The sequence below is a fragment of the Aquabacterium lacunae genome, assembly GCF_004310865.1.
Taxonomy (GTDB): Bacteria; Pseudomonadota; Gammaproteobacteria; order Burkholderiales; family Burkholderiaceae_C; genus Aquabacterium; species Aquabacterium lacunae.
Window position 1 is genome coordinate 676,511 of sequence record NZ_SIXI01000002.1, and the last position, 19,544, is coordinate 696,054.

A 19,544-nucleotide genomic window follows, 5' to 3' on the forward strand; every position below is an offset into this window, starting at 1 on the left:
CATGGTGGTTCTCAGTTCTTCTTCGGGTTCAAACGATGCGGTTGTTCAGCCAGGGCTTCTGGGCCAGGCGCTCGGCTTCGAAGGCCTTGATCTTGTCGGCATGGCGCAGGGTCAGGCCGATGTCGTCGAAGCCGTTGAGCAGGCAGTACTTGCGGAAGGGCTGCACGTCGAAGGCCAGCTCGGTGCCGTCGGGCTTGACCACCACCTGGCGCTCCAGGTCGATGGTGAGCTCGTAGCCGGGGAACGCCGCCACTTCGTTGAACAGGTTGTCCACCTGCAGCTCGCTCAGGGCGATGGGCAGCAGGCCGTTCTTGAAGCAGTTGTTGAAGAAGATGTCGGCGAAGCTGGGCGCAATGACGGCACGGAAACCGTATTGGTCCAGCGCCCAGGGGGCGTGCTCGCGGCTGGAGCCGCAACCGAAGTTCTTGCGAGCGATCAGCACCGACGCACCTTGGTAGCGGGGCTGGTTCAGCACGAAGTCGGGGTTGGGTTTGCGCGTGGCCGGATCCTGGCCGGGTTCGCCGGCGTCGAGGTAGCGCCATTCGTCGAACAGGTTGGGGCCGAAGCCCGTGCGCTTGATCGACTTCAGGTACTGCTTGGGAATGATCGCGTCGGTGTCGACGTTCTCACGGTCCATCGGGGCCACCAGGCCCTTGTGAATGCGAAAGGCTTGCATGGTCTTTTACTTCTTGGACGCGCCGGAGATGGCGTCACCGGCTTTCTGGATGTCCTGGCCGATGCCGTGCATGGTGTTGCAACCGGCCAGCACGAACAGGGAAGCCACAGCGATCAGGGCGAAAAGACGTTTCATGGCGATCTCCTTCAGGCAATGCGACGGACGTCGACGAAATGGCCTTCCATGGCCGCCGCAGCAGCCATGGCCGGGCTGACCAGGTGGGTGCGGCCACCAGCTCCCTGGCGGCCTTCGAAGTTGCGGTTGCTGGTGGACGCACAGCGCTCACCCGGCTCCAGGCGGTCGGCATTCATGGCCAGGCACATGGAGCAACCAGGCTCGCGCCACTCGAAGCCTGCGGCCTTGAAGATGGCGTCCAGGCCTTCGCGCTCGGCCTGCTCCTTGACCAGACCCGAACCGGGCACGACCAGGGCCTGCTTGATGTTGGCGGCCACGCGGCCACCAATGCGCTTGACCACTTCAGCGGCGGCACGCATGTCTTCGATGCGGCTGTTGGTGCACGAGCCGATGAAGACGCGGTCGACATGGATGTCGCTCATGGCCTTGTTGGGCTCGAGCGCCATGTACTGCAGGGCGCGTTCCATGGCCGAGCGCTTGACCGGGTCTTTTTCCTTCTCGGGGTCGGGCACACGGTCGGTCACACCGACGACCATCTCGGGCGAGGTGCCCCAGCTGACCTGCGGCTCGATCTCTTCGGCCTTGAGCTCGACGATGGCGTCCCAATGGGCGTCAGGGTCGGAATGCAGGGTGCGCCAGTAGGCCACGGCCTGGTCCCATTCCACGCCGGAGGGCGTGAACGGGCGGTTCTTGACGTACTGGATGGTGGTGTCGTCCACGGCCACCAGGCCGGCACGGGCGCCGCCTTCGATGGCCATGTTGCAGATGGTCATGCGACCTTCCATGCTCAGGCTGCGGATGGCGCTGCCGGCGAACTCGATGGTGTAGCCGGTGCCGCCAGCGGTGCCGATGCGGGCGATGATGGCCAGCACGATGTCTTTGGCGGTCACGCCCTTGCCCAGCGTGCCTTCGACCTTGACCAGCATGTTCTTGGCCTTCTTGGCCAGCAGGGTCTGGGTGGCCATGACGTGCTCGACCTCGGAGGTGCCGATGCCGTGAGCCAGCGCACCGAAGGCGCCGTGGGTGGAGGTGTGGCTGTCGCCGCAGACCACGGTCATGCCGGGCAGCGTGGCGCCCTGCTCCGGACCGATCACGTGCACGATGCCCTGACGCTTGTCAGACATCTTGAACTGGGTGATGCCGTGGCGGTCGCAGTTGGTGTCGAGCGTGTCGACCTGGAGCTTGGACACCGGGTCGGAGATGCCATCGCGACGGTCGGTCGTGGGCACGTTGTGATCGCTCACGGCCAGATTGGCCGACAGGCGCCACAGCTTGCGGCCCGCGATGTCCAGACCCTCGAAGGCCTGCGGGCTGGTCACTTCATGCAGCAGCTGGCGGTCGATGTACAGCACGGCAGTGCCGTCGTCTTCGGTGTGGACGACGTGTTCGTCCCAGAGCTTGTCGTAGAGGGTGCGTCCCATGGAAATTGGCCCGTTGGGGTGTACGGCAGGGGAAAAGCGACATTTTAGCGACAGTCCCCGCCAAGCCCTCACGTCCCTGGCGCACAGCGGGTTGATCCGGGGGTGGGCACCCTGGGGCCGCAAGGGCCTTTCCGGTATCCTGCAAGGCATCATCACGACCCTCTGAACCACATCATGAAAGCCTCTTTCCTGGCCTCGAAGCTGGCCCTGGGCCTGGTCGCCGCGGCCGCACTGAGCAGCGGCGTCGCCCAGGCGCAAACCGCCCCCTCCAAGAACAAGAGCTACGCCACTGTGCTGCTGGGCATCGACAAGGCCTCGTTCGACTGCGCAGGTGCCACGCCCTGCGACAACAAGGACAAATTCATCAAGGCCTCGGTGGGCGCCGAACTGGGCATGGGCTTCGCCGCCGAAGTGGGCTTCAGCAACTACGGCCGCGCCAAGATCGGCACCACCAGCACCACCGCCAATGCCGGCACGGTCATGGCCGCCTACCGCTACGGCGTCATGGACGACGTGACCGTCACCGCCCGACTGGGCGTGGCCTACGTGCGCACCACCCAGCGCAACGGCAGCACTGAAGAATTCAAGGGTTCGATCCAGCCCGTGGCAGGCCTGAGCGTGCAGTACGCGATCACCCCTCAGATCGAAGCGGTGGTGGGTGCCGAGTTCACGCGCGCCAAAGATGCCAGCAACACCAAGGCCAACATCACGGCCTTCGGCATCGGTGCCAGCGGCCGTTTCTGAGCCCGGCAACCCGAGGCTGCAAAGCAAAGGCCCCGCATGGCGGGGCCTTTTTCATGGCGCCCGCGTGCCTTCGCGCGCGGGCTTCAGCGGGGTACGCCGACTCAAGCGCGCGCCAGGATGCGCTCCATGTGGTGCTCGGCAAAGGCCGCAGTCGACAGGGCCGGGTTGGCCACCAGCGAGTCGGGGAACATGGCCGAATCCATCACGAACAGGTTCGGGTAGCCCTTGACCTCGCCCATGTCGCTGGTGGCCAGGCCCAGCGGGCAGCCACCCAGCGGGTGGTAGGTGGCGTTGTCGCCCACATCTTTGCCACTGAAGTAGCTGCGGCTGTAGGTGGCACCGTTGGCCTTGTTGATCTTGTCGTACACGGCACGCGCACTGGCCAGAGGGCCGTTCTTGGCCGTGGCCGACCAGTTCAGCACGCTCTGCTGCGAGGTGGCATCGAAGCTGAAATGACCCAGTTCCGGCGTCTGGGTCATGCTGATGTGCGAGGTCTGGAACGTGTCGATGCCCAGCGGCAGCGGGATGTTCATCGAATAGACCTGCTGATCCTTGTGGTCGCGCGCGTCGATGCCCGTGACCGGCAGCACCGAGACCTTGGCGCCGGTGGACTGGTACACGTTGCGCACCATGAAGATCTCGCCGTTGGAGCTCCAGCGCGTGCCGACATGGTCGTTCAGGTTGGGCAAGGCACCCAGCGCACGGCTCTTGACCAGCAGCTGCGTGGTGCCCATCGAGCCCCCGCCCAGGAACAGGCGCTCACAGCTGATGACCTTGGTGGCCAGCACCTGCCCCGTCAGGTCGATCTGTTTCGTGTGCACCAGGTAGCGTCCGTCGGCTGCGCGCTCGATCAGTGTGACCTCGGTGAGCGGCTGAATGGTCAGCAGGCCGGTGCCCATGGCGTCGGCCAGGTAGGTCTTGTCCAGGCTGTTCTTGCCATGGTTGTTGCCGAACCCACCCTCGCCGCCCAGCGCCGACTTGGGCACCTTGCCGGCCTCCTCCAGCTCCATGTAGTCGGGGTCATACCCCGAATCCAGGATGCGCCAGGGGATGCCCGCCTTGGCGGCCTGGGCACAGGCCACACGGGCGTACTTGTGATACGCGCTGGCCTGGTAATAGGCCGAGCGCACCTTGCGGGCCTTCAGCTTGGCCAGCGCCATCGGGTAGTAGCGCGCATACATCTCGTTGACGTCGATGCTGGCCGGCATGATGCGTTGCAGCGTTTCGCGGTAGGGCGTGATCAGCATGGCCAGGTTGACCAGAGAACCACCGCCCACGCCACGCCCCACATACACGTCCATGTTGGGCGACGAAATCGCATCGAGGATGCCCGCACCGTAAGGCACCCTGAGGTTGGTCGGGATGATGCCACCCACCGACGAGAACACGGCCTTGACCCGGTCCTTGAACCACATGGCGCGATCGTCCAGGGAGATGGCACTGCAAAACACCTTGCCGTCTTTGCCGGGCGTGTTCCACAGGCGACCCATTTCGAGCATCAGCACCGGCTGGCCGCGCTCGGTCAGGCGCAAGGCCGACACCGCGCCACCGTAACCGCTGCCCACCACCAGGTTCTTCACGTGCTGGGTGGCTTGCGCGGCATAGGCGGCCTCGCCCATCAAGCCGGCCAGCGCGCCGGTGGACGCGGCCCCCAGGGTCAGCGCCCGATGTGGCAGGGTCACGCTGCCCAGGCCCAGTTGTGCCCCCACCGCCAGCACACGGCGGCCCCAGTCTCTGCGATTCATGTGGCTCATTGCACCCATCTCCATTGCTTGATGTCATCAGCTTAGGGAGGGTGCCGCCACCTCGCATTGCCCGCAAAGGCCAGATGTTGCCTCTGACGGCCACCCCCAGGGGAAGCCCTGAGGGCGACATCACCTCCCCACCGAGGGTCGGCCCTGAGGCCGCCGCGCAGGCAATAAAAAACCCCGCCAAGGCGGGGTTTCGGGGCTGCAGACCAGACCCTGCGCACACGCAGGGCCGGTCGGGCCGGGATCAGCGCGAAGCGATCGGGGCCACGTCGCGCTTGGCAGCGCCGACGAACAGCTGACGGGGACGGCCGATCTTGTACTCGGGGTCGCCGATCATTTCGTCCAGCTGGGCGATCCAGCCGACGGTGCGGGCCAGCGCGAAGATGGCGGTGAACAGCGGCACGGGGATGCCGATGGCGCGCTGCACGATGCCCGAGTAGAAGTCGACGTTCGGGTAGAGCTTGCGCTGCACGAAGTAGTCGTCTTCCAGAGCGATCTGTTCCAGCTTCTTGGCCAGGGCGAACAGCGGATCGTTTTCCAGACCCAGCTCGGCCAGCACTTCGTTGCAGGTTTCCTGCATCAGCTTGGCGCGGGGATCGTAGTTCTTGTACACGCGGTGACCGAAGCCCATCAGGCGCACGCCCGAGTTCTTGTCCTTCACCTTTTCCATGAACTCACCGACCTTGGACATGCCGCCCATGGCCTGGATTTCTTCCAGCATGTTCAGGCAGGCCTCGTTGGCGCCACCGTGAGCGGGGCCCCACAGGCAGGCCACGCCAGCAGCGATGGCGGCGAAGGGGTTGGTGCCCGACGAGCCGCACAGGCGCACGGTCGAGGTCGAAGCGTTCTGCTCGTGGTCGGCGTGCAGGATGAAGATGCGGTCCAGAGCGCGCTCCAGCACCGGGTTCACCTTGTACTCTTCGCACGGCGTGGCGAACATCATGCGCAGGAAGTTGCCCGAGTACGACAGGTCGTTCTTGGGGTACACGAAAGGCTGGCCGATCGAGTACTTGTAAGCCATGGCCACGAGCGTAGGCATCTTGGCGATCAGGCGGATCGCGGCGATCTTGCGGTGCTCGGGGTTGTTGATGTCGGTGCTGTCGTGATAGAAGGCCGACAGGGCACCCACCAGACCGGTCAGGACGGCCATCGGGTGAGCATCACGGCGGAAACCGCGCAGGAAGAACTGCATCTGCTCGTTGACCATGGTGTGGTTGGTCACGCGGCCGACGAATTCGTCCTTTTGCGACTGGTTCGGCAGTTCGCCGTTCAGCAGCAGGTAGCAGGTTTCCAGGAAGTCGCAGTTGGTGGCCAGCTGCTCGATGGGGTAGCCGCGGTACAGCAGCTCGCCCTTGTCACCGTCGATGTAGGTGATGGTGGAGTTGCACGAAGCCGTCGACAGGAAGCCGGGGTCATACGTGAACTTGCCGGTCTGGCCATACAGCTTGCGGATGTCGATCACGTCGGGACCAACGGTGCCCTTGTAGATGGGCAATTCCATGCTGGGGCTGCCGTCGGAGAACGACAGGGTGGCTTTCACGTCGGACGGGGTCATGAGCACTCCTAGGGGTCGGACTTGTAGAGAGACTGGTTCGGTTGACTCAGGGGTGAGCCTGTGTCGGCATTATGGCTTTGGCCTTGGCACACCTTGAACACAAGGCGTGCAAAGCACCCAAGCCGGTGGTTCACACCATCGGCACCCGCATCATGGACAGCACCTGCTTGACTTCTGGATTGACCAGATCACCTTCCGGCTCTTTGCGAGCGAGAAGCAGATCCAGCAGATCATTGTCGGACAGGTCCATCAACTGAAGCAAGCCCTGGACCAGCGCGTTGGTCAGGTGGTCGCCGTGCTGCTCGAAGAAGCGATCAATGAAGAGATCGTTTTCGAGCAGGCCACGACGGCAGCGCCAGCGCAGTCGGCGCAACAGGTCGGCATCAGGCGTTTGCGAGACATCGGCCTGCGTGCCGATCGGGGTGCCGGGCTGGGCTGCAGTCATGGGGCGGGTGATGGGTGTGTAACCGTCTGGAATGGAAGGCGTGGCGTCAGACGGCACGCTTGACCATCAGTTCCTTGATCTTGCCAATGGCCTTCGTGGGGTTCAGGCCCTTCGGGCAGACGTCCACGCAGTTCATGATGGTGTGGCAACGGAACAGACGGTACGGGTCTTCCAGGTTGTCCAGGCGAGCGGCGGTATCCTGGTCGCGGCTGTCCGCAATGAAGCGGTAAGCCTGCAGCAGACCGGCGGGGCCCACGAACTTGTCGGGGTTCCACCAGAAGCTGGGGCAGCTGGTCGAGCAGCTGGCGCACAGGATGCACTCGTACAGACCGTCGAGCTCTTCGCGCTCTTCAGGCGACTGCAGACGCTCCTTGTCGGGCGGCGGCGTGTCGTTGACGAGGTAAGGCTTGATCGAGTTGTACTGCTTGAAGAACTGGGTCATGTCCACGATCAGGTCGCGGACGACGGGCAGACCCGGCAGCGGCTTGAGCACCACAGTTTGCGGCAGGGTGCGCATGTTGGTCAGGCAGGCCAGACCGTTCTTGCCGTTGATGTTCATGGCGTCCGAACCGCACACGCCTTCACGGCACGAACGACGGAACGACAGGGTCGGGTCCACAGCCTTGAGCTTGACCAGGGCGTCCAGCAGCATGCGTTCGTTGCCGTCGAGTTCGATCTCGATGGTCTGCATGTAGGGCTTGGCGTCCTTGTCAGGATCGTAGCGATAGATCTGGAAAGTGCGCTTTTGGCTCATGATGAATTCCTAATGCTTCGTTCGCTGCGATCAGAAGGTGCGGACCTTCGGGGGCACCGATTCAACGGTCAGCGGGGTGAGGTTCACCGGCTTGTAGTCCAGGCGGTTGCCTTCGGAGTACCAGAGGGTGTGCTTCATCCAGTTGGCGTCGTCGCGGTTCGGGAAGTCGTTGTGGGCGTGGGCGCCACGCGATTCCGGACGGGCAGCGGCCGAGGTCATGGTGGCCTGAGCGGCTTCGATCAGGTTCTCGACTTCCAGGGCCTCGATGCGGGCGGTGTTGAACACCTTCGAGTTGTCCTTCAGGCCGATGCTCTTCACGCGGTCGCGGATGGCATTGATCTTCTTGACGCCCTCTTCCATCGAAGCCTGGGTGCGGAACACGCCAGCGTGCTTCTGCATGGTGGCGCGGATGTCGTTGGCGACGTCCTGGCAGTACTCGCCGTTCTTCTGGTTGTCCAGACGGGCCAGACGCGACAGCGTGTAGTCGGCGGCGTCCTTGGGCAGCGGCTTGTGGTTCTTCGTCTTGAGGTTGAAGTCCACGATGTGGTTGCCGGCGGCACGGCCGAACACCACCAGGTCGAGCAGCGAGTTGGTGCCAAGGCGGTTGGCGCCATGCACCGACACGCACGAACATTCACCCACGGCGTACAGACCGTTGATGACCTCATTGTGCTTGCCGTTGGCGGGGATCACCACCTGGCCGTGCACGTTGGTCGGAATGCCACCCATCTGGTAGTGGATGGTCGGCACCACGGGGATCGGCTCCTTGGTGATGTCGACGTTGGCGAAGTTGTGGCCGATCTCGAACACGCTGGGCAGGCGCTTCATGATGGTTTCTGCGCCCAGGTGGGTCATGTCCAGCAAGACGTAGTCCTTGTTGGGACCGCAGCCACGGCCTTCCTTGATTTCCTGGTCCATCGAGCGGGACACGAAGTCACGCGGGGCCAGGTCCTTCAGGGTGGGGGCGTAGCGTTCCATGAAGCGCTCGCCGTTGCTGTTGCGCAGGATCGCGCCTTCGCCACGGCAGCCTTCGGTCAGCAGCACGCCCGCGCCGGCCACGCCGGTGGGGTGGAACTGCCAGAACTCCATGTCTTCCAGCGGGATGCCGGCGCGAGCCGCCATGCCCAGGCCGTCGCCGGTGTTGATGAAGGCGTTGGTGGAAGCCTGGTAGATGCGACCGGCGCCACCGGTGGCGAACAGCACGGTCTTGGCGTGCAGCACGTGCACGTCACCGGTTTCCATTTCCAGGGCGGTCACGCCGACCACGTCGCCTTCGGCGTCGCGGATCAGGTCGAGGGCCATCCATTCCACGAAGAACTGGGTGCGGGCCTTGACGTTCTGCTGGTACAGGGTGTGCAGCAGGGCGTGGCCGGTGCGGTCGGCCGCGGCGCAAGCGCGTTGCACGGGCTTTTCACCGTAGTTGGCGGTGTGACCGCCGAACGGACGCTGGTAGATGGTGCCGTCGGGGTTGCGGTCGAAGGGCATGCCGAAGTGTTCGAGTTCGTACACGACCTTCGGGGCTTCGCGGCACATGAATTCGATGGCGTCCTGGTCGCCGAGCCAGTCGGAACCCTTGACGGTGTCGAAGAAGTGGTAGTGCCAGTTGTCTTCCGACATGTTGCCCAGCGAGGCACCGATGCCGCCCTGGGCCGCCACGGTGTGCGAACGGGTGGGGAACACCTTGGACAGCACGGCCACGTTCAGGCCGGCCAGCGACAGTTGCAGCGACGCGCGCATGCCGGAGCCGCCGGCACCGACGATCACGACATCAAACTTGCGGGTAGGAAGAGAGGTAGCGCTCATTTTTACAGTCTCCACAGCACTTGGATGGCCCAGCCGGCGCAGCCCACGAGCCACACGATGGCAAACACATGCAGGCCCAGGCGGATGCCGACGGGCTTGATGTAGTCCATGAAGATGTCACGGACGCCCACCCACACGTGGTAGAGGATGGAGATGATGACGACGAAGGTCAGGAACTTCATCCACTGCTGGGAGAAGATGCCGGCCCACTTGTAGTAGCTGACCGGCTCACCGAAGATGACCTGCACCAGCAGGACGACGGTGTACAGGGCCATCAGGACAGCGGTGATGCGCTGGGCCAGCCAGTCGCGCAGACCATAGCTGGCGCCGGTGACGACGCGCTTGGTTCCGTAGTTTTGAGACATGGTGTGTTTCCCGGAAATGATCGACAACGGGTCAGAACAGACCGAAGAGCTTGGCACCCAGCACCGCGGTCAGGCCGATGCTGATGACCAGCGTGGCCACAGCCGAGTTGTGGCCCTGTTCCTTGCTCACCGAATGGGTGGCGTCCATGATCAGGTGGCGCACGCCGGCGGTGAAGTGGTGCAGGTAGGCCCAGATCAGGCCCAGGGCGATGAGCTTGAAGAACCAGCCCGGCACGGCGCCGTCGGCGCAACCGGCCGTGAACACCGAGGTGAACTGGTCGTACGAGATTTCGGAAGTCACGCTGGTGTCGAACATCCAGAAGATGAAGGGCAGCAGCAGGAACATCACGACGCCACTGATCCGGTGCAGGATCGAGACGATGCCGGCCGGGGGCAGGCGGTAACTGACGATGTCAGTCACATGGATGTTCCGGTAGACGGGGCGGGGGGATTTCGCGTTGTCAGCCATGTTGTGAAGGGCTCTACCGAGCGTCGGGGAACGGTTGAAGAACTGTGAATTTTAGGGCAATCCCTCGGGCATGACGCCAGTGGAGGGTCTGGGCAGTCATCGGACAAGCATGTTCGATGGTCCAGAAGGCCTGTGGGTGGACATCAATTCAGCTCATTGCGGTAATGGTGCGCCTCCGTTCGGTACAGGCCTCGGCGAAGTTCCACCGGCTGGTCGTCGTAGGTGCGCGCAAGGCGCTCGACGCTCAGCAGGGGGGCCCCCACCTCGACACCCAGCAGCGCAGCGTCGGCCGGGTCGGCCAACACTGCCCGCAGCTTCTCTTCGGCCCGGATCATGCGGACGCCGAATTCCGTTTCGAACAGCCCATACATGGGCCCCTTGTATTCAGTGAGTCGTTCGGCCGTGAGCCCCTTGAACAGCTGGCCAGGCAGCCAGATGTCGTCGAGCACGGTCGGCTGACCGGAAAAATGCAACACCCGCCGTATTTCGACCACCGTGTCGCCAGTCTTGAGGTTCAAAGCGCGGGCAATGTCGGCCGGCGCGCGCAACCTGCGACAGTCCAGCAACTGACGTTTGACAAGGCCGTTGCCCTCCGGGCTGTCCGGCGTCAGGCGCAGGAAGCGGTACTGGACGGTTTCTTCGGCGTGGGTGGCCACGAAGGTGCCCTTGCCCTGGCGGCGCACCAGCAGGTTCTCGGCCGCCAGCTCGTCGATGGCCTTGCGCACCGTGCCCTGGCTGACCTTGAATCGGGCCGCCAGTTCCAGTTCGCTGGGAATGGCTTCGCCAGGCTTCCATTCGCCGGCCTGCAAGCTGCGCAGGATCAGCGACTTGATCTGCTGGTACAGGGGGCTGAACGAGGGGCCGGGGGTGTTGACGACGTCCCCCTCACCGCCCGCTGCGGGGGTGTTGTCGGCTGCCGAGGCAGCTGAAGGGTGGGACGACGGCACGGTCACGGCAATGCAAAGATCGGACGGTAGGGCGCAGTGGATGTGCCCAAGCCTGGGCGCGACGGGCTGGATTGCACCACAAAGTGACATTCCGAGTCCACCACCCGGTTGAATGATGTCTTATATAAGACATAAGACACCGCATGACAGTCGGATGAACGCACACAGGCCATCAGGGCCCGCTAGAATCGTAGGTTGTCTCTAAAACCCGCTTCCCTTACCTTCTCTTATTCGGAGTTGCACATGAGCAAAGCACCCGTTCGCGTCGCCGTCACCGGCGCCGCTGGTCAAATCGGCTACGCCCTCCTGTTCCGCATCGCCTCGGGCGAAATGCTGGGCAAGGACCAGCCCGTCATCCTGCAACTGCTGGAAATTCCCGACGAGAAGGCCCAGAACGCCCTGAAGGGCGTGATCATGGAGCTGGAAGACTGCGCCTTCCCGCTGCTGGCCGGCATCGAAGCCCACAGCGACCCCATGACCGCCTTCAAGGACACCGACTACGCCCTGCTGGTCGGCGCCCGTCCCCGTGGCCCCGGCATGGAGCGTGCTGACCTGCTGGCCGCCAACGCCCAGATCTTCACCGCCCAGGGCAAGGCCCTGAACGCCGTGGCTTCGCGCAACGTGCGCGTGCTGGTGGTCGGCAACCCCGCCAACACCAACGCCTACATCGCCATGAAGTCGGCTCCGGACCTGCCGGCCAAGAACTTCACCGCCATGCTGCGCCTGGACCACAACCGCGCTGCTTCGCAGATCGCCACCAAGATCGGCTGCGCCGTGGGCGACATCGAGAAGCTGGCCGTGTGGGGCAACCACTCGCCCACCATGTACGCTGACTACCGCTTCGCCACCGTGAACGGCAAGTCGGTCAAGGACACCATCAACGACCACGACTGGAACGCCAACGTGTTCCTGCCCACCGTGGGCAAGCGTGGCGCCGCCATCATCGCCGCTCGCGGCCTGTCGTCGGCTGCTTCGGCTGCCAACGCCGCCATCGACCACATGCGCGACTGGGCCCTGGGCACCAACGGCAAGTGGGTCACCATGGGCATCCCGTCGAAGGGCGAGTACGGCATCCCCGCTGAAGTGATGTTCGGCTACCCCGTCACCTGCGAAGGCGGCGAGTACAAGATCGTCGAAGGCCTGGAAATCGATGCTTTCTCGCAAGAGTGCATCAACAAGACCCTGGCCGAGCTGCAAGGCGAACAAGACGGCGTCAAGCACCTGCTGTGATGCCTGGGCAGGCAGCCTGAACGCTGCCTGATCCTGCACAAGAAAAGCCGACCCGTGGCAACACCGGTCGGTTTTTTCATGCCCGTTTCACACGGTTTGGCGGCACACTGAGCGCATGTCGACCCTGACCGCCATCCACCCCAAGCAAGCCCTGTTCGGCACCGAACTGCCCCGCCCTCACCTGCCGGTGTGCGACCACTACGCCGGGGTGGAGGCGCGCATGCGCAAGAGCCTGACGCTGCAGGACCACATGGCCCAGGAGGCCGGCCGTGCGGTGTTCGACGTGACGCTGGACCTGGAAGACGGCGCCCCGGTGGGCGGCGAGCACGAGCAGGCCCTGCTGGTGGCCGAACTGCTGAACAGCCCGGCGAATGCCTGGGGTCGCGTGGGCGCCCGCGTGCACGACGTCAGCCACCCGCGCTTCGAGGACGATGTGGACACGCTGATTCGGCTGGCGGGCCCACGGCTGGCTTACCTGATGGTGCCCAAGCTGGGCAGTGTGGACGAGGCCCGCCGCGCCATCGACTTCATCAAGCACGCCCGGCTGCGCCACAACGTGCCGCACGTGGTGCCGGTGCATGGCCTGATCGAAACCCACAAGGGGCTGCAGCAGGTGGCCAGCATGGCCGCACTGCCCGGCCTGGAATCGCTGTCGTTCGGCCTGATGGATTTCGTGTCGGAGCACCGCGGGGCGGTGCCGGCCTCGGCCATGGGCATCGAGGGGCAGTTCAGGCACCCGCTGGTGCTGCGCGCCAAGCTGGAGATTGCCGCGGCCTGTCACGCCGCCGGGATCACGCCCTCGCACTGCGTGGTGACCGAGTTCAAGGATGCGCACGCGCTGTCACGCGCGGCCGAAACGGCCTGCCGCGAACTGGGCTACACGCGCATGTGGAGCATCCACCCCGACCAGATCCCCGTGATCATTGACGCCTTTGCGCCGGTGGTGGCCGAGGTGGACGATGCGGTCGAGATCCTGACCGATGCCCAGGCCGCCCACTGGGCCCCGATTTCGCACCGGGGCAAGCTGCACGACCGCGCCAGCTACCGCCACTACTGGTACGTGCTGGAGCGCGCCTGGCTGACGGGCCAGCCCTTGCCCGCCGAGGTGGTCAAGACCTTTTTTGCCTGAGCGAGTTGCGCCTCAGCGGCGCCTGGCCGGTTGCGGGTTCAGGGCCTGCTCGATGAAGCGTTTGTGCACGGTGGGTTTGGGCACGCGCACGTCGAACCACTGGCGCACGTCGTGGTCGAGCCCGATGCCGTGCATGAAGTTGTAGATGCCTTTTTTCAGGGCACGGCCCATGGCGTCGTGGTCGGTGCCGGTGGGGTCGATGAAGCCCACGTCGTTTTTGGCAAAGGTGACCTCGGGCAGCGGCACCAGCTCGACGCCATAGGCGGCCGGGTCTTGCCCCACCGGCGAGTGCACGGTGCAGGCAAACCGATGGAAGAAGCCCGACTGGATGCAGCCTTCGGCGAACAGCTGGCGCACGTACTCCAGTGCATCGACGGTGTCCTGCACGGTTTGTGTGGGGAAGCCGTACATCAGGTAGGCGTGCACCAGGATGCCGGCGTCGGTGAAGGCCTTGGTGACCTGGGCCACCTGCTCGACCGAGACACCCTTTTTCATCAGCTGCAGCAAGCGGTCTGAGGCCACCTCCAGCCCGCCCGAGATGGCGATGCAGCCGCTGTCGGCCAGCAGCTGGCACAGCTCAGGCGTGAAGGTTTTCTCGAAGCGCACATTGCCCCACCAGCTGATGGACACCCCCCGGCGGATGAGTTCGAGCGCCAGGGCCTTGAGGGCCTTGGGCGGGGCGGCTTCGTCGACGAAATGAAAGCCCGTCTGGCCGGTTTCCTTGACGATGGCTTCGATGCGGTCGACCAGCACTTCGGCGGTGGTGCCCTCGTAGCGGCCGATGTAATCGAGGCTGACATCACAGAAGCTGCACTTCTTCCAGTAGCAGCCGTGGGCCACCGTCAGCTTGTTCCAGCGCCCGTCACTCCACAGCCGGTTCATGGGGTTGAGCATGTCCAGCAACGACAGGTAGCGGTCGAGCGGCAGGCCGTCCCAGGTGGGGGTGCCCACCTCACCGAAGGGCACGTCGGGCTCTTGCCAGTTCTGGTAGACCACGCGGTCGGCCGTGTCGTCGCGCACGAAGGTACGCACCAGGCGCGCGCGCGAACGCTGGCCCTGCAGGTGCTCGACCAGGGCCAGCAGCGGGCGTTCGCCGGCGTCGAGGGTGACGAAATCGACGAAGTCGAACACGCGGGGCTCGGCCAGCTCGCGCAGTTCGGTGTTGACGAAGCCGCCGCCCAGGGCGATGCGCACCTGCGGGTGATGCGCCTTCACGGTCTGGGCGATGCGCAAGGCGGCGTACACCGCCCCCGGGAAGGGCACCGACAACAGCACCAGGTCAGGCCGGTGGCGCTCGACAGCGGCCAGCGTGAGCTGCTGCAGCGTGCGGTCCATCAGGTTGGGTGGCGCCAGCAGGGCCTCGTGCAGGGGCGCAAAGGTGGGCTGGCTCATGGCCAGCTGCTCGGCGTAGCGCACGAACTCGAACCGTGGGTCGATGGCGTCGCGCACCACGTCGGCCAGGTCGTTGAGGTACAGCGTGGCCAGGTGACGGGCACGGTCCTGCAGACCCAAGGTGCCGAAGGCCCAGGCCAGCGGGTCACCGTCGTCTTCGTTCAGGTAATGGTCAAGGGCCGCGAACCGCGGGCCTTCGGGCAGGAAGTGGCGCGTGTTGATGCGGTGGGCCAGGGTGGCGTCCCGCCCCTGCAGGTAGGCGATCAGGGGCTCGATGGTGGCCAGGTAGCGCGGAAACTGCTCGGCAAACGACTGCAGCGCAGGGGGGCGCTTGCGCTCGGGCACCGCTTGGACGGCCTCCAGCATGTGGGCCAGCCCCTCGCGGTTGAACAGCGCCAGCACCAGGCCAAGGGCCAGGTCTTCCTGTTGCGCCTCGATGCCGCGGCTGCGCAGAAAGCCCGTGAGGTAGGCCGTGGACGGGTATGGGGTGTTGAGCTGCGTCATCGGGGGGATGAACGACAGCACCCGGAGGCTGGTGGGGGTCATGCGGGGCGAAACAGGGGCAAAGCGAGCGCTGCGCGATTGTGCCAGCCGCGGCCTGAAGGCGCCAAAACGTGCGCAAGTACCGACCTGCGACAAAGAACCATCGGGAAAAGCGCAATTGCGGGGGTTGATTGGCTTGAGGCCAGGCCCAACTGCGCCTACCATCGGCACATGAGACGCAGTCCATGCAACTGCGCGCGCACGCCCGCTGCGTGTTTCGACCGAGGATGACCCCCATGCGCCGCTTTCACCGTCTGTTTGCCCCTGTTGCCCTGGCCGCCTGGCTGGCCAGCGCACCATTGGCCAATGCCGCCACTGACAACCTGATGGTCAACGGCTCCCTGAGCGGCGCCATCGGCAACAGCAGTGTGCCCATGGGCTGGCAGATCCTGTTGAACTCACCCGATGTGATGGACGCGGCCAACAATGCGGGTGTGGCGGGTCTGCAGTTCTTCGGCGCTGCCCCCGAAGCATCGCCCGATGGTGGCACCTGGGTCGGGCTGGGCGCTCGCACCGGCTCGTACATGGAAGAGTTCGGCCAGTGGGTGGACAACCTGGTGATCGGCCAGACTTATTCACTGTCGTGGGTGGCTGGCAATTTCGGTTACTCGCGCGGCAGCGTGAACTACGTGGACAGCAACGCCATTCGTGTGAACCTCGACGGCAGCTTGCTGGGCACAGGCAACACACTGAACCTGGGCTCGCAGTGGCAGGCTGAAACCTTGAGCTTTGTGGCCACGACCACCCGACAGCAGGTGTCGTTCCAGCTGGCCAACTACAACAACGCCTACCTGTCGATCGATGGCATTCGCTTGGCGGCGGTGTCACCCGTGCCGGAGCCCGGCTCGCTGGCCCTGGCCTTGCTGGGTCTGGGGGCGCTGGCCTGGCGTGCACGCCAGCGTCAACAGGCCTGAGGGCGCGCATCGGCAGCCGCCCTGCACTGCAGCCACTGCACGGCTCCAGGCCGCCTTCGGGCGGCTTTTCTCATCCAGCGGCCTGTGATCAACCTCAATTGCGGCACGGTTTCCGGTGTTTTGCACACATGGCTTTCGCACAGGCTGGGCATGATGGGCGCAAAAGGTCGGAGGGTTCGCCATGAACGTCACCGCAGTGCCCCAGGTGTCTCGTCGACTGCCGTTCAGGCAGCTGCTGTACCGTTACTGGTTTTTCGACTGGCTGTTCAAGGATGTGAACCGGGCCACGCTGATGGAGCGTGCGGCCGCCTGGCGCCACAACCAGGAACAGGCCCGCTGGCTACCGCTGTACCTGCGACGCTGGGCCATCTTGACCGTGCTGAGCTTCGCGGTGGGCATGCTGATGGAGCATGGCCTGCGCGCACCGGTGCTGTCGGCCGTGCTGTACATCAACGCCATCTTCGGGTTCACCTTCAATGCGGTGACTTCGGTGATCTTGCTCGGTTTCAAGTTCCTGCCGGGGCCGTTCTGAACCTGGCTTGCCAGCGTGCGCGGTAGCATCGCAAGATGTCTGTGCACCTGATCCTGCCATCGTCCGAAGTGAGCCGCCTGTGGAGCAATGGGCCCCACTGGCTGCTGCAGCTGTCGGCCGCCACCGCCCAGCTGCAATTGGCTGAAACGGGCTCGGTGTGGGGGCATCTCAATGGCGTGACCTTGACCTTCCGTGACGCTCGCCTGGAGGGTGATGCCGAGCTGGCCATCGGCACCCTGGCCGAGTGCGAGCTGCACCTGAACGGCCAGCCCCTGCGCCACCTGGACATGCCCTGTGAACTCAATGGGCGCGTGGTGTGCACCCTGGGCTTTCACAACGGCACCGAACTGCAACTGGTGGCCACGGGCCTGAGTTCGCCCCGTGCAGACCTCGATCGCTTCCGCGAGTCGATGGCTTGCTGAGTGCAGGCTCAGCCGCCTGACATGCTCTTCAGCCGTCGCCACAGCGTGGTGCGGCTGATGCCCAAATGCCGAGCGACGGCCTGACGGTCACCGCCATGGGCCTGCAAGGCCTTCAGGAGCTCGCCCTCGGAGGGTTGGGGACGTGTCACGGCTGCCGCCGCCGCAGGCTGACCTTGCTGCCCAGTCCGCAGGGCTGACGCCACCGGCATGGGCACCGCATCGAACAACTCGGGCGCCAGGCGCTTCAAAGTGCCGGCATCGGGCAGCTGACCCGGCAACACGGACGCCACCAGCAAGCGCTCGATGATGTTTTCCAGTTCACGCACATTGCCCGGCCACCCATGGTGCGGGGCTTGCGCCAGCAGCACCTGCAACCAGGGCCGCGTGGCCACGACCGACAGCCCCAGCCGGGCCGACACGCGGGCGTGCAGGGCCTCGGCCACCCGGGGCAGGTCGTCCAGCCGCGCACGCAGGGGCGGCACCTCCAGGCGCAGGATGTTGAGGCGGTAGTACAGGTCCTGGCGGAAGGTGCCCGCCTGCACGCAGGCCATCAGGTCACGGTGGGTGGCGGCCACCACGCGCACGTTCACGGGCGTGGGCTCGGTGGCGCCCACGCGCAGCACCTCACGCTCCTGCAGCACGCGCAGCAAGCGGCTTTGCAGGGCCAGCGGCATTTCGCCGATTTCGTCGAGAAACAAGGTGCCGCGGTGCGCGGCCTCGAACAGGCCCACCTTGCCACCCTTGCGCGCACCCGTGAAGGCACCGTCTTCATAGCCGAACAGCTCGCTTTCGAGCAGGGTTTCGGTGAAGGCCGCGCAGTTCACGGCCACGAAGGGCAGTTCACGCCGGTCGCTGGCGGCATGGATGCCCTGGGCGATCAGCTCTTTGCCGGTGCCGCTTTCGCCCACCAGCAGCACGGTGGCCTGGCTGCGGGCCGCGGCTTCGGCCAGAGCGCGCAAGGCCACGGCCGGCGCGCTGTCGCCCATGAACTGCTGCAGGGTGTAGCGCGGGCCGCTGGCCTGGGGTTTGGTGCGGGTGCGGATGTGGCGGTCGACCCGCTGGATGCTGATGGGGTCTTGCCCGCTGATGACGGCACCGGTCAGCACCCCCTGCTCGACGATGGGCATGCGGCTGAGGATGAGGGTCTTGCCGTGCACACGCTCAATGGTTTCGAGCGATTCGGTGCCCAGGCGCAAGGTGTCCTGCAGGCTCAGCGGCGGGCAGACCTCGCCAAGGCGCTGGCCCAGCCACTGCTCGGGCGTGATGCCCAGCCAGCGGGCCATGGTGGGGTTGAGGGTCTGCACACGCTCTTGCAGGTCAACGGCCACCACGCCGTCACTGAGGTGCGACAGGATGGCGTTCAGGCGCTCACGCTTGGCCAGCTCGATGCGGGCCGCGCGCGCCACTTCCACCGCGTCGTCGAGGGCTTCGCGCACGGCGTCGGGCGAGTACAGGAAGAGCCCGATCAGCCCCTGGGCATCGGCCACATCGGCCACCGTGCCCGGGCCCACCACCACCTGCACGCCCTGCTCTCGCAGTTCGCGCACGCACTGCACGGCCTCGTCTTCGGTGCGGTAGCTGCGCTGCTGCAGGCCCAGGCCGAACAGCTCGCCGAAGGGGCTGAGGTCAGGCGCCATGCCTTCGTAGGTGACCAGGCCAACCGCAGCGGCTCCGTGGTCAGCCTGGCGGTCGGCCAGGCGTTTGGCCTGGGCCAGTGCCTGCATCACGTCGAAGCCGCCCACCTTGACCAGCACCACCGGGGTGTCGAGGTGCTGGCGCAGGTAGGCGCCGTTCGAACCCGCGGCCACCACCACGTCCACGCCTTGCTGGGCCTGCAACTGGCGGATGCGCGCCACGGCCTGCTCGAAGCCGACGTCGAGCACCGTCACACGCGCCTTGTCAGAGAACGTGGGCGCCAGCGCCTGAAGCAAGGCGTGGATGCGCCGAAAACCCACCGCCACGATCTGCGGAAGGGCTGAGGGCGGACGGGGGCTGACCAGGGCGTCGTGTCGCACGGGAGATGTGGGGGAAACGTTTCAATCAATGTTTCAGAACCACATTGAAACACATCAATGGAACATCATACTGAAACACTGAAACACACCACCTGCCGACGCCACAAAGCACTGGACAGACATTTCTCAATGCTGACAATCACTTGACGCAGCGCAGCACGGTCACCCACCTCGCGGGCAAGGTGTCGGCGTAGCCACCGAAAGCCTGGCACACGCGTTGCGATCCCTCAGGCAGTACACGCCAAGCGGGTCGGCAGACCCCTGTCGCAACACTTCGCAACCCTGGCGGCCCCAGCCGCCGC

General features: G+C 65.0%; 19 protein-coding genes. 6 read left to right on the forward strand and 13 right to left on the reverse strand.

Translation table 11 applies throughout. The annotated features are described in order from the left end of the window. Positions 1-28 precede the first annotated feature (28 nt). Genes leuD through leuC form a run of 3 tightly spaced genes read right to left on the reverse strand, consistent with a single transcriptional unit; the run spans position 29 to position 2,232 of the window. Positions 29-676: a 3-isopropylmalate dehydratase small subunit gene (leuD, locus tag EYS42_RS06820; RefSeq protein ID WP_130967078.1), complete on the reverse strand. Its 648-nt coding sequence runs from the start codon at positions 674-676 to the stop codon at positions 29-31. A 6-nt stretch (positions 677-682) separates the two neighbouring features. After that, entirely contained in the window at positions 683-811 is a 129-nt protein-coding gene (locus tag EYS42_RS06825; protein ID WP_130967079.1) for an entericidin A/B family lipoprotein, read from the reverse strand. An 11-nt stretch (positions 812-822) separates the two neighbouring features. Next, positions 823-2,232 carry a 3-isopropylmalate dehydratase large subunit gene (leuC, locus tag EYS42_RS06830; RefSeq protein ID WP_130967080.1) on the reverse strand — a complete coding sequence of 470 codons (1,410 nt, stop codon included), beginning with the start codon at positions 2,230-2,232 and terminating at the stop codon, positions 823-825. Between the two features lie 174 nt (positions 2,233-2,406). Here leuC and EYS42_RS06835 point away from each other — a divergent pair, with 174 nt between their 5' ends. Beyond that, complete coding sequence (locus tag EYS42_RS06835; RefSeq protein WP_130967081.1) at positions 2,407-2,976, forward strand: outer membrane beta-barrel protein; 570 nt, start codon at positions 2,407-2,409, stop codon at positions 2,974-2,976. Positions 2,977-3,077: 101 nt separating this feature from the next. Here the strand turns inward: EYS42_RS06835 and EYS42_RS06840 are convergent, their stop codons facing one another. The 8 genes from EYS42_RS06840 to EYS42_RS06875 form a co-directional block, all read right to left on the reverse strand. Then, positions 3,078-4,721: a GMC oxidoreductase gene (locus tag EYS42_RS06840; RefSeq protein ID WP_165456649.1), complete on the reverse strand. Its 1,644-nt coding sequence runs from the start codon at positions 4,719-4,721 to the stop codon at positions 3,078-3,080. A gap of 250 nt (positions 4,722-4,971) precedes the next feature. After that, positions 4,972-6,282, reverse strand: coding sequence for a citrate synthase (gene gltA / locus EYS42_RS06845; protein WP_130967083.1), 1,311 nt, complete (start codon positions 6,280-6,282; stop codon positions 4,972-4,974). A 130-nt stretch (positions 6,283-6,412) separates the two neighbouring features. Beyond that, complete coding sequence (locus tag EYS42_RS06850; RefSeq protein ID WP_130967084.1) at positions 6,413-6,727, reverse strand: succinate dehydrogenase assembly factor 2; 315 nt, start codon at positions 6,725-6,727, stop codon at positions 6,413-6,415. A 46-nt stretch (positions 6,728-6,773) separates the two neighbouring features. Beyond that, the gene (locus tag EYS42_RS06855) at positions 6,774-7,481 is read right to left on the reverse strand and encodes a succinate dehydrogenase iron-sulfur subunit (protein ID WP_130967085.1); all 708 of its coding nucleotides are present in this window, start codon (positions 7,479-7,481) and stop codon (positions 6,774-6,776) included. 30 nt (positions 7,482-7,511) lie between these two features. Continuing rightward, entirely contained in the window at positions 7,512-9,284 is a 1,773-nt protein-coding gene (gene sdhA / locus EYS42_RS06860; RefSeq protein WP_130967086.1) for a succinate dehydrogenase flavoprotein subunit, read from the reverse strand. Between the two features lie 2 nt (positions 9,285-9,286). Beyond that, positions 9,287-9,649, reverse strand: coding sequence for a succinate dehydrogenase, hydrophobic membrane anchor protein (gene sdhD / locus EYS42_RS06865; RefSeq protein WP_130967087.1), 363 nt, complete (start codon positions 9,647-9,649; stop codon positions 9,287-9,289). A gap of 31 nt (positions 9,650-9,680) precedes the next feature. Then, positions 9,681-10,118 (reverse strand): succinate dehydrogenase, cytochrome b556 subunit, encoded by a 438-nt coding sequence (gene sdhC / locus EYS42_RS06870; RefSeq protein ID WP_130967088.1) that lies wholly within the window; start codon positions 10,116-10,118, stop codon positions 9,681-9,683. Positions 10,119-10,261: 143 nt separating this feature from the next. Further along, the gene (locus tag EYS42_RS06875) at positions 10,262-11,065 is read right to left on the reverse strand and encodes a GntR family transcriptional regulator (RefSeq protein WP_342635515.1); all 804 of its coding nucleotides are present in this window, start codon (positions 11,063-11,065) and stop codon (positions 10,262-10,264) included. A gap of 243 nt (positions 11,066-11,308) precedes the next feature. Between EYS42_RS06875 and EYS42_RS06880 the strand changes: the two genes are divergently transcribed. After that, entirely contained in the window at positions 11,309-12,295 is a 987-nt protein-coding gene (locus tag EYS42_RS06880) for a malate dehydrogenase (RefSeq protein ID WP_130967090.1), read from the forward strand. 115 nt (positions 12,296-12,410) lie between these two features. Further along, positions 12,411-13,424, forward strand: a complete 1,014-nt coding sequence (locus tag EYS42_RS06885; protein WP_130967091.1) for an HpcH/HpaI aldolase/citrate lyase family protein — start codon at positions 12,411-12,413, stop codon at positions 13,422-13,424. Positions 13,425-13,436: 12 nt separating this feature from the next. On the opposite strand, the gene EYS42_RS06890 is transcribed toward EYS42_RS06885, so the two are convergent. After that, the gene (locus EYS42_RS06890; RefSeq protein ID WP_130967092.1) at positions 13,437-15,362 is read right to left on the reverse strand and encodes a B12-binding domain-containing radical SAM protein; all 1,926 of its coding nucleotides are present in this window, start codon (positions 15,360-15,362) and stop codon (positions 13,437-13,439) included. A gap of 233 nt (positions 15,363-15,595) precedes the next feature. Between EYS42_RS06890 and EYS42_RS06895 the strand changes: the two genes are divergently transcribed. From EYS42_RS06895 to EYS42_RS06905, 3 genes are all read left to right on the forward strand, one after another. Then, positions 15,596-16,273, forward strand: coding sequence for a PEP-CTERM sorting domain-containing protein (locus EYS42_RS06895; RefSeq protein ID WP_165456650.1), 678 nt, complete (start codon positions 15,596-15,598; stop codon positions 16,271-16,273). A 181-nt stretch (positions 16,274-16,454) separates the two neighbouring features. Beyond that, positions 16,455-16,805, forward strand: coding sequence for a hypothetical protein (locus EYS42_RS06900; RefSeq protein WP_130967094.1), 351 nt, complete (start codon positions 16,455-16,457; stop codon positions 16,803-16,805). Between the two features lie 35 nt (positions 16,806-16,840). Continuing rightward, positions 16,841-17,227: a hypothetical protein gene (locus EYS42_RS06905; RefSeq protein WP_130967095.1), complete on the forward strand. Its 387-nt coding sequence runs from the start codon at positions 16,841-16,843 to the stop codon at positions 17,225-17,227. Positions 17,228-17,235: 8 nt separating this feature from the next. On the opposite strand, the gene prpR is transcribed toward EYS42_RS06905, so the two are convergent. After that, complete coding sequence (gene prpR, locus EYS42_RS06910) at positions 17,236-19,242, reverse strand: propionate catabolism operon regulatory protein PrpR (protein WP_245503534.1); 2,007 nt, start codon at positions 19,240-19,242, stop codon at positions 17,236-17,238. Positions 19,243-19,544 lie beyond the last annotated feature (302 nt).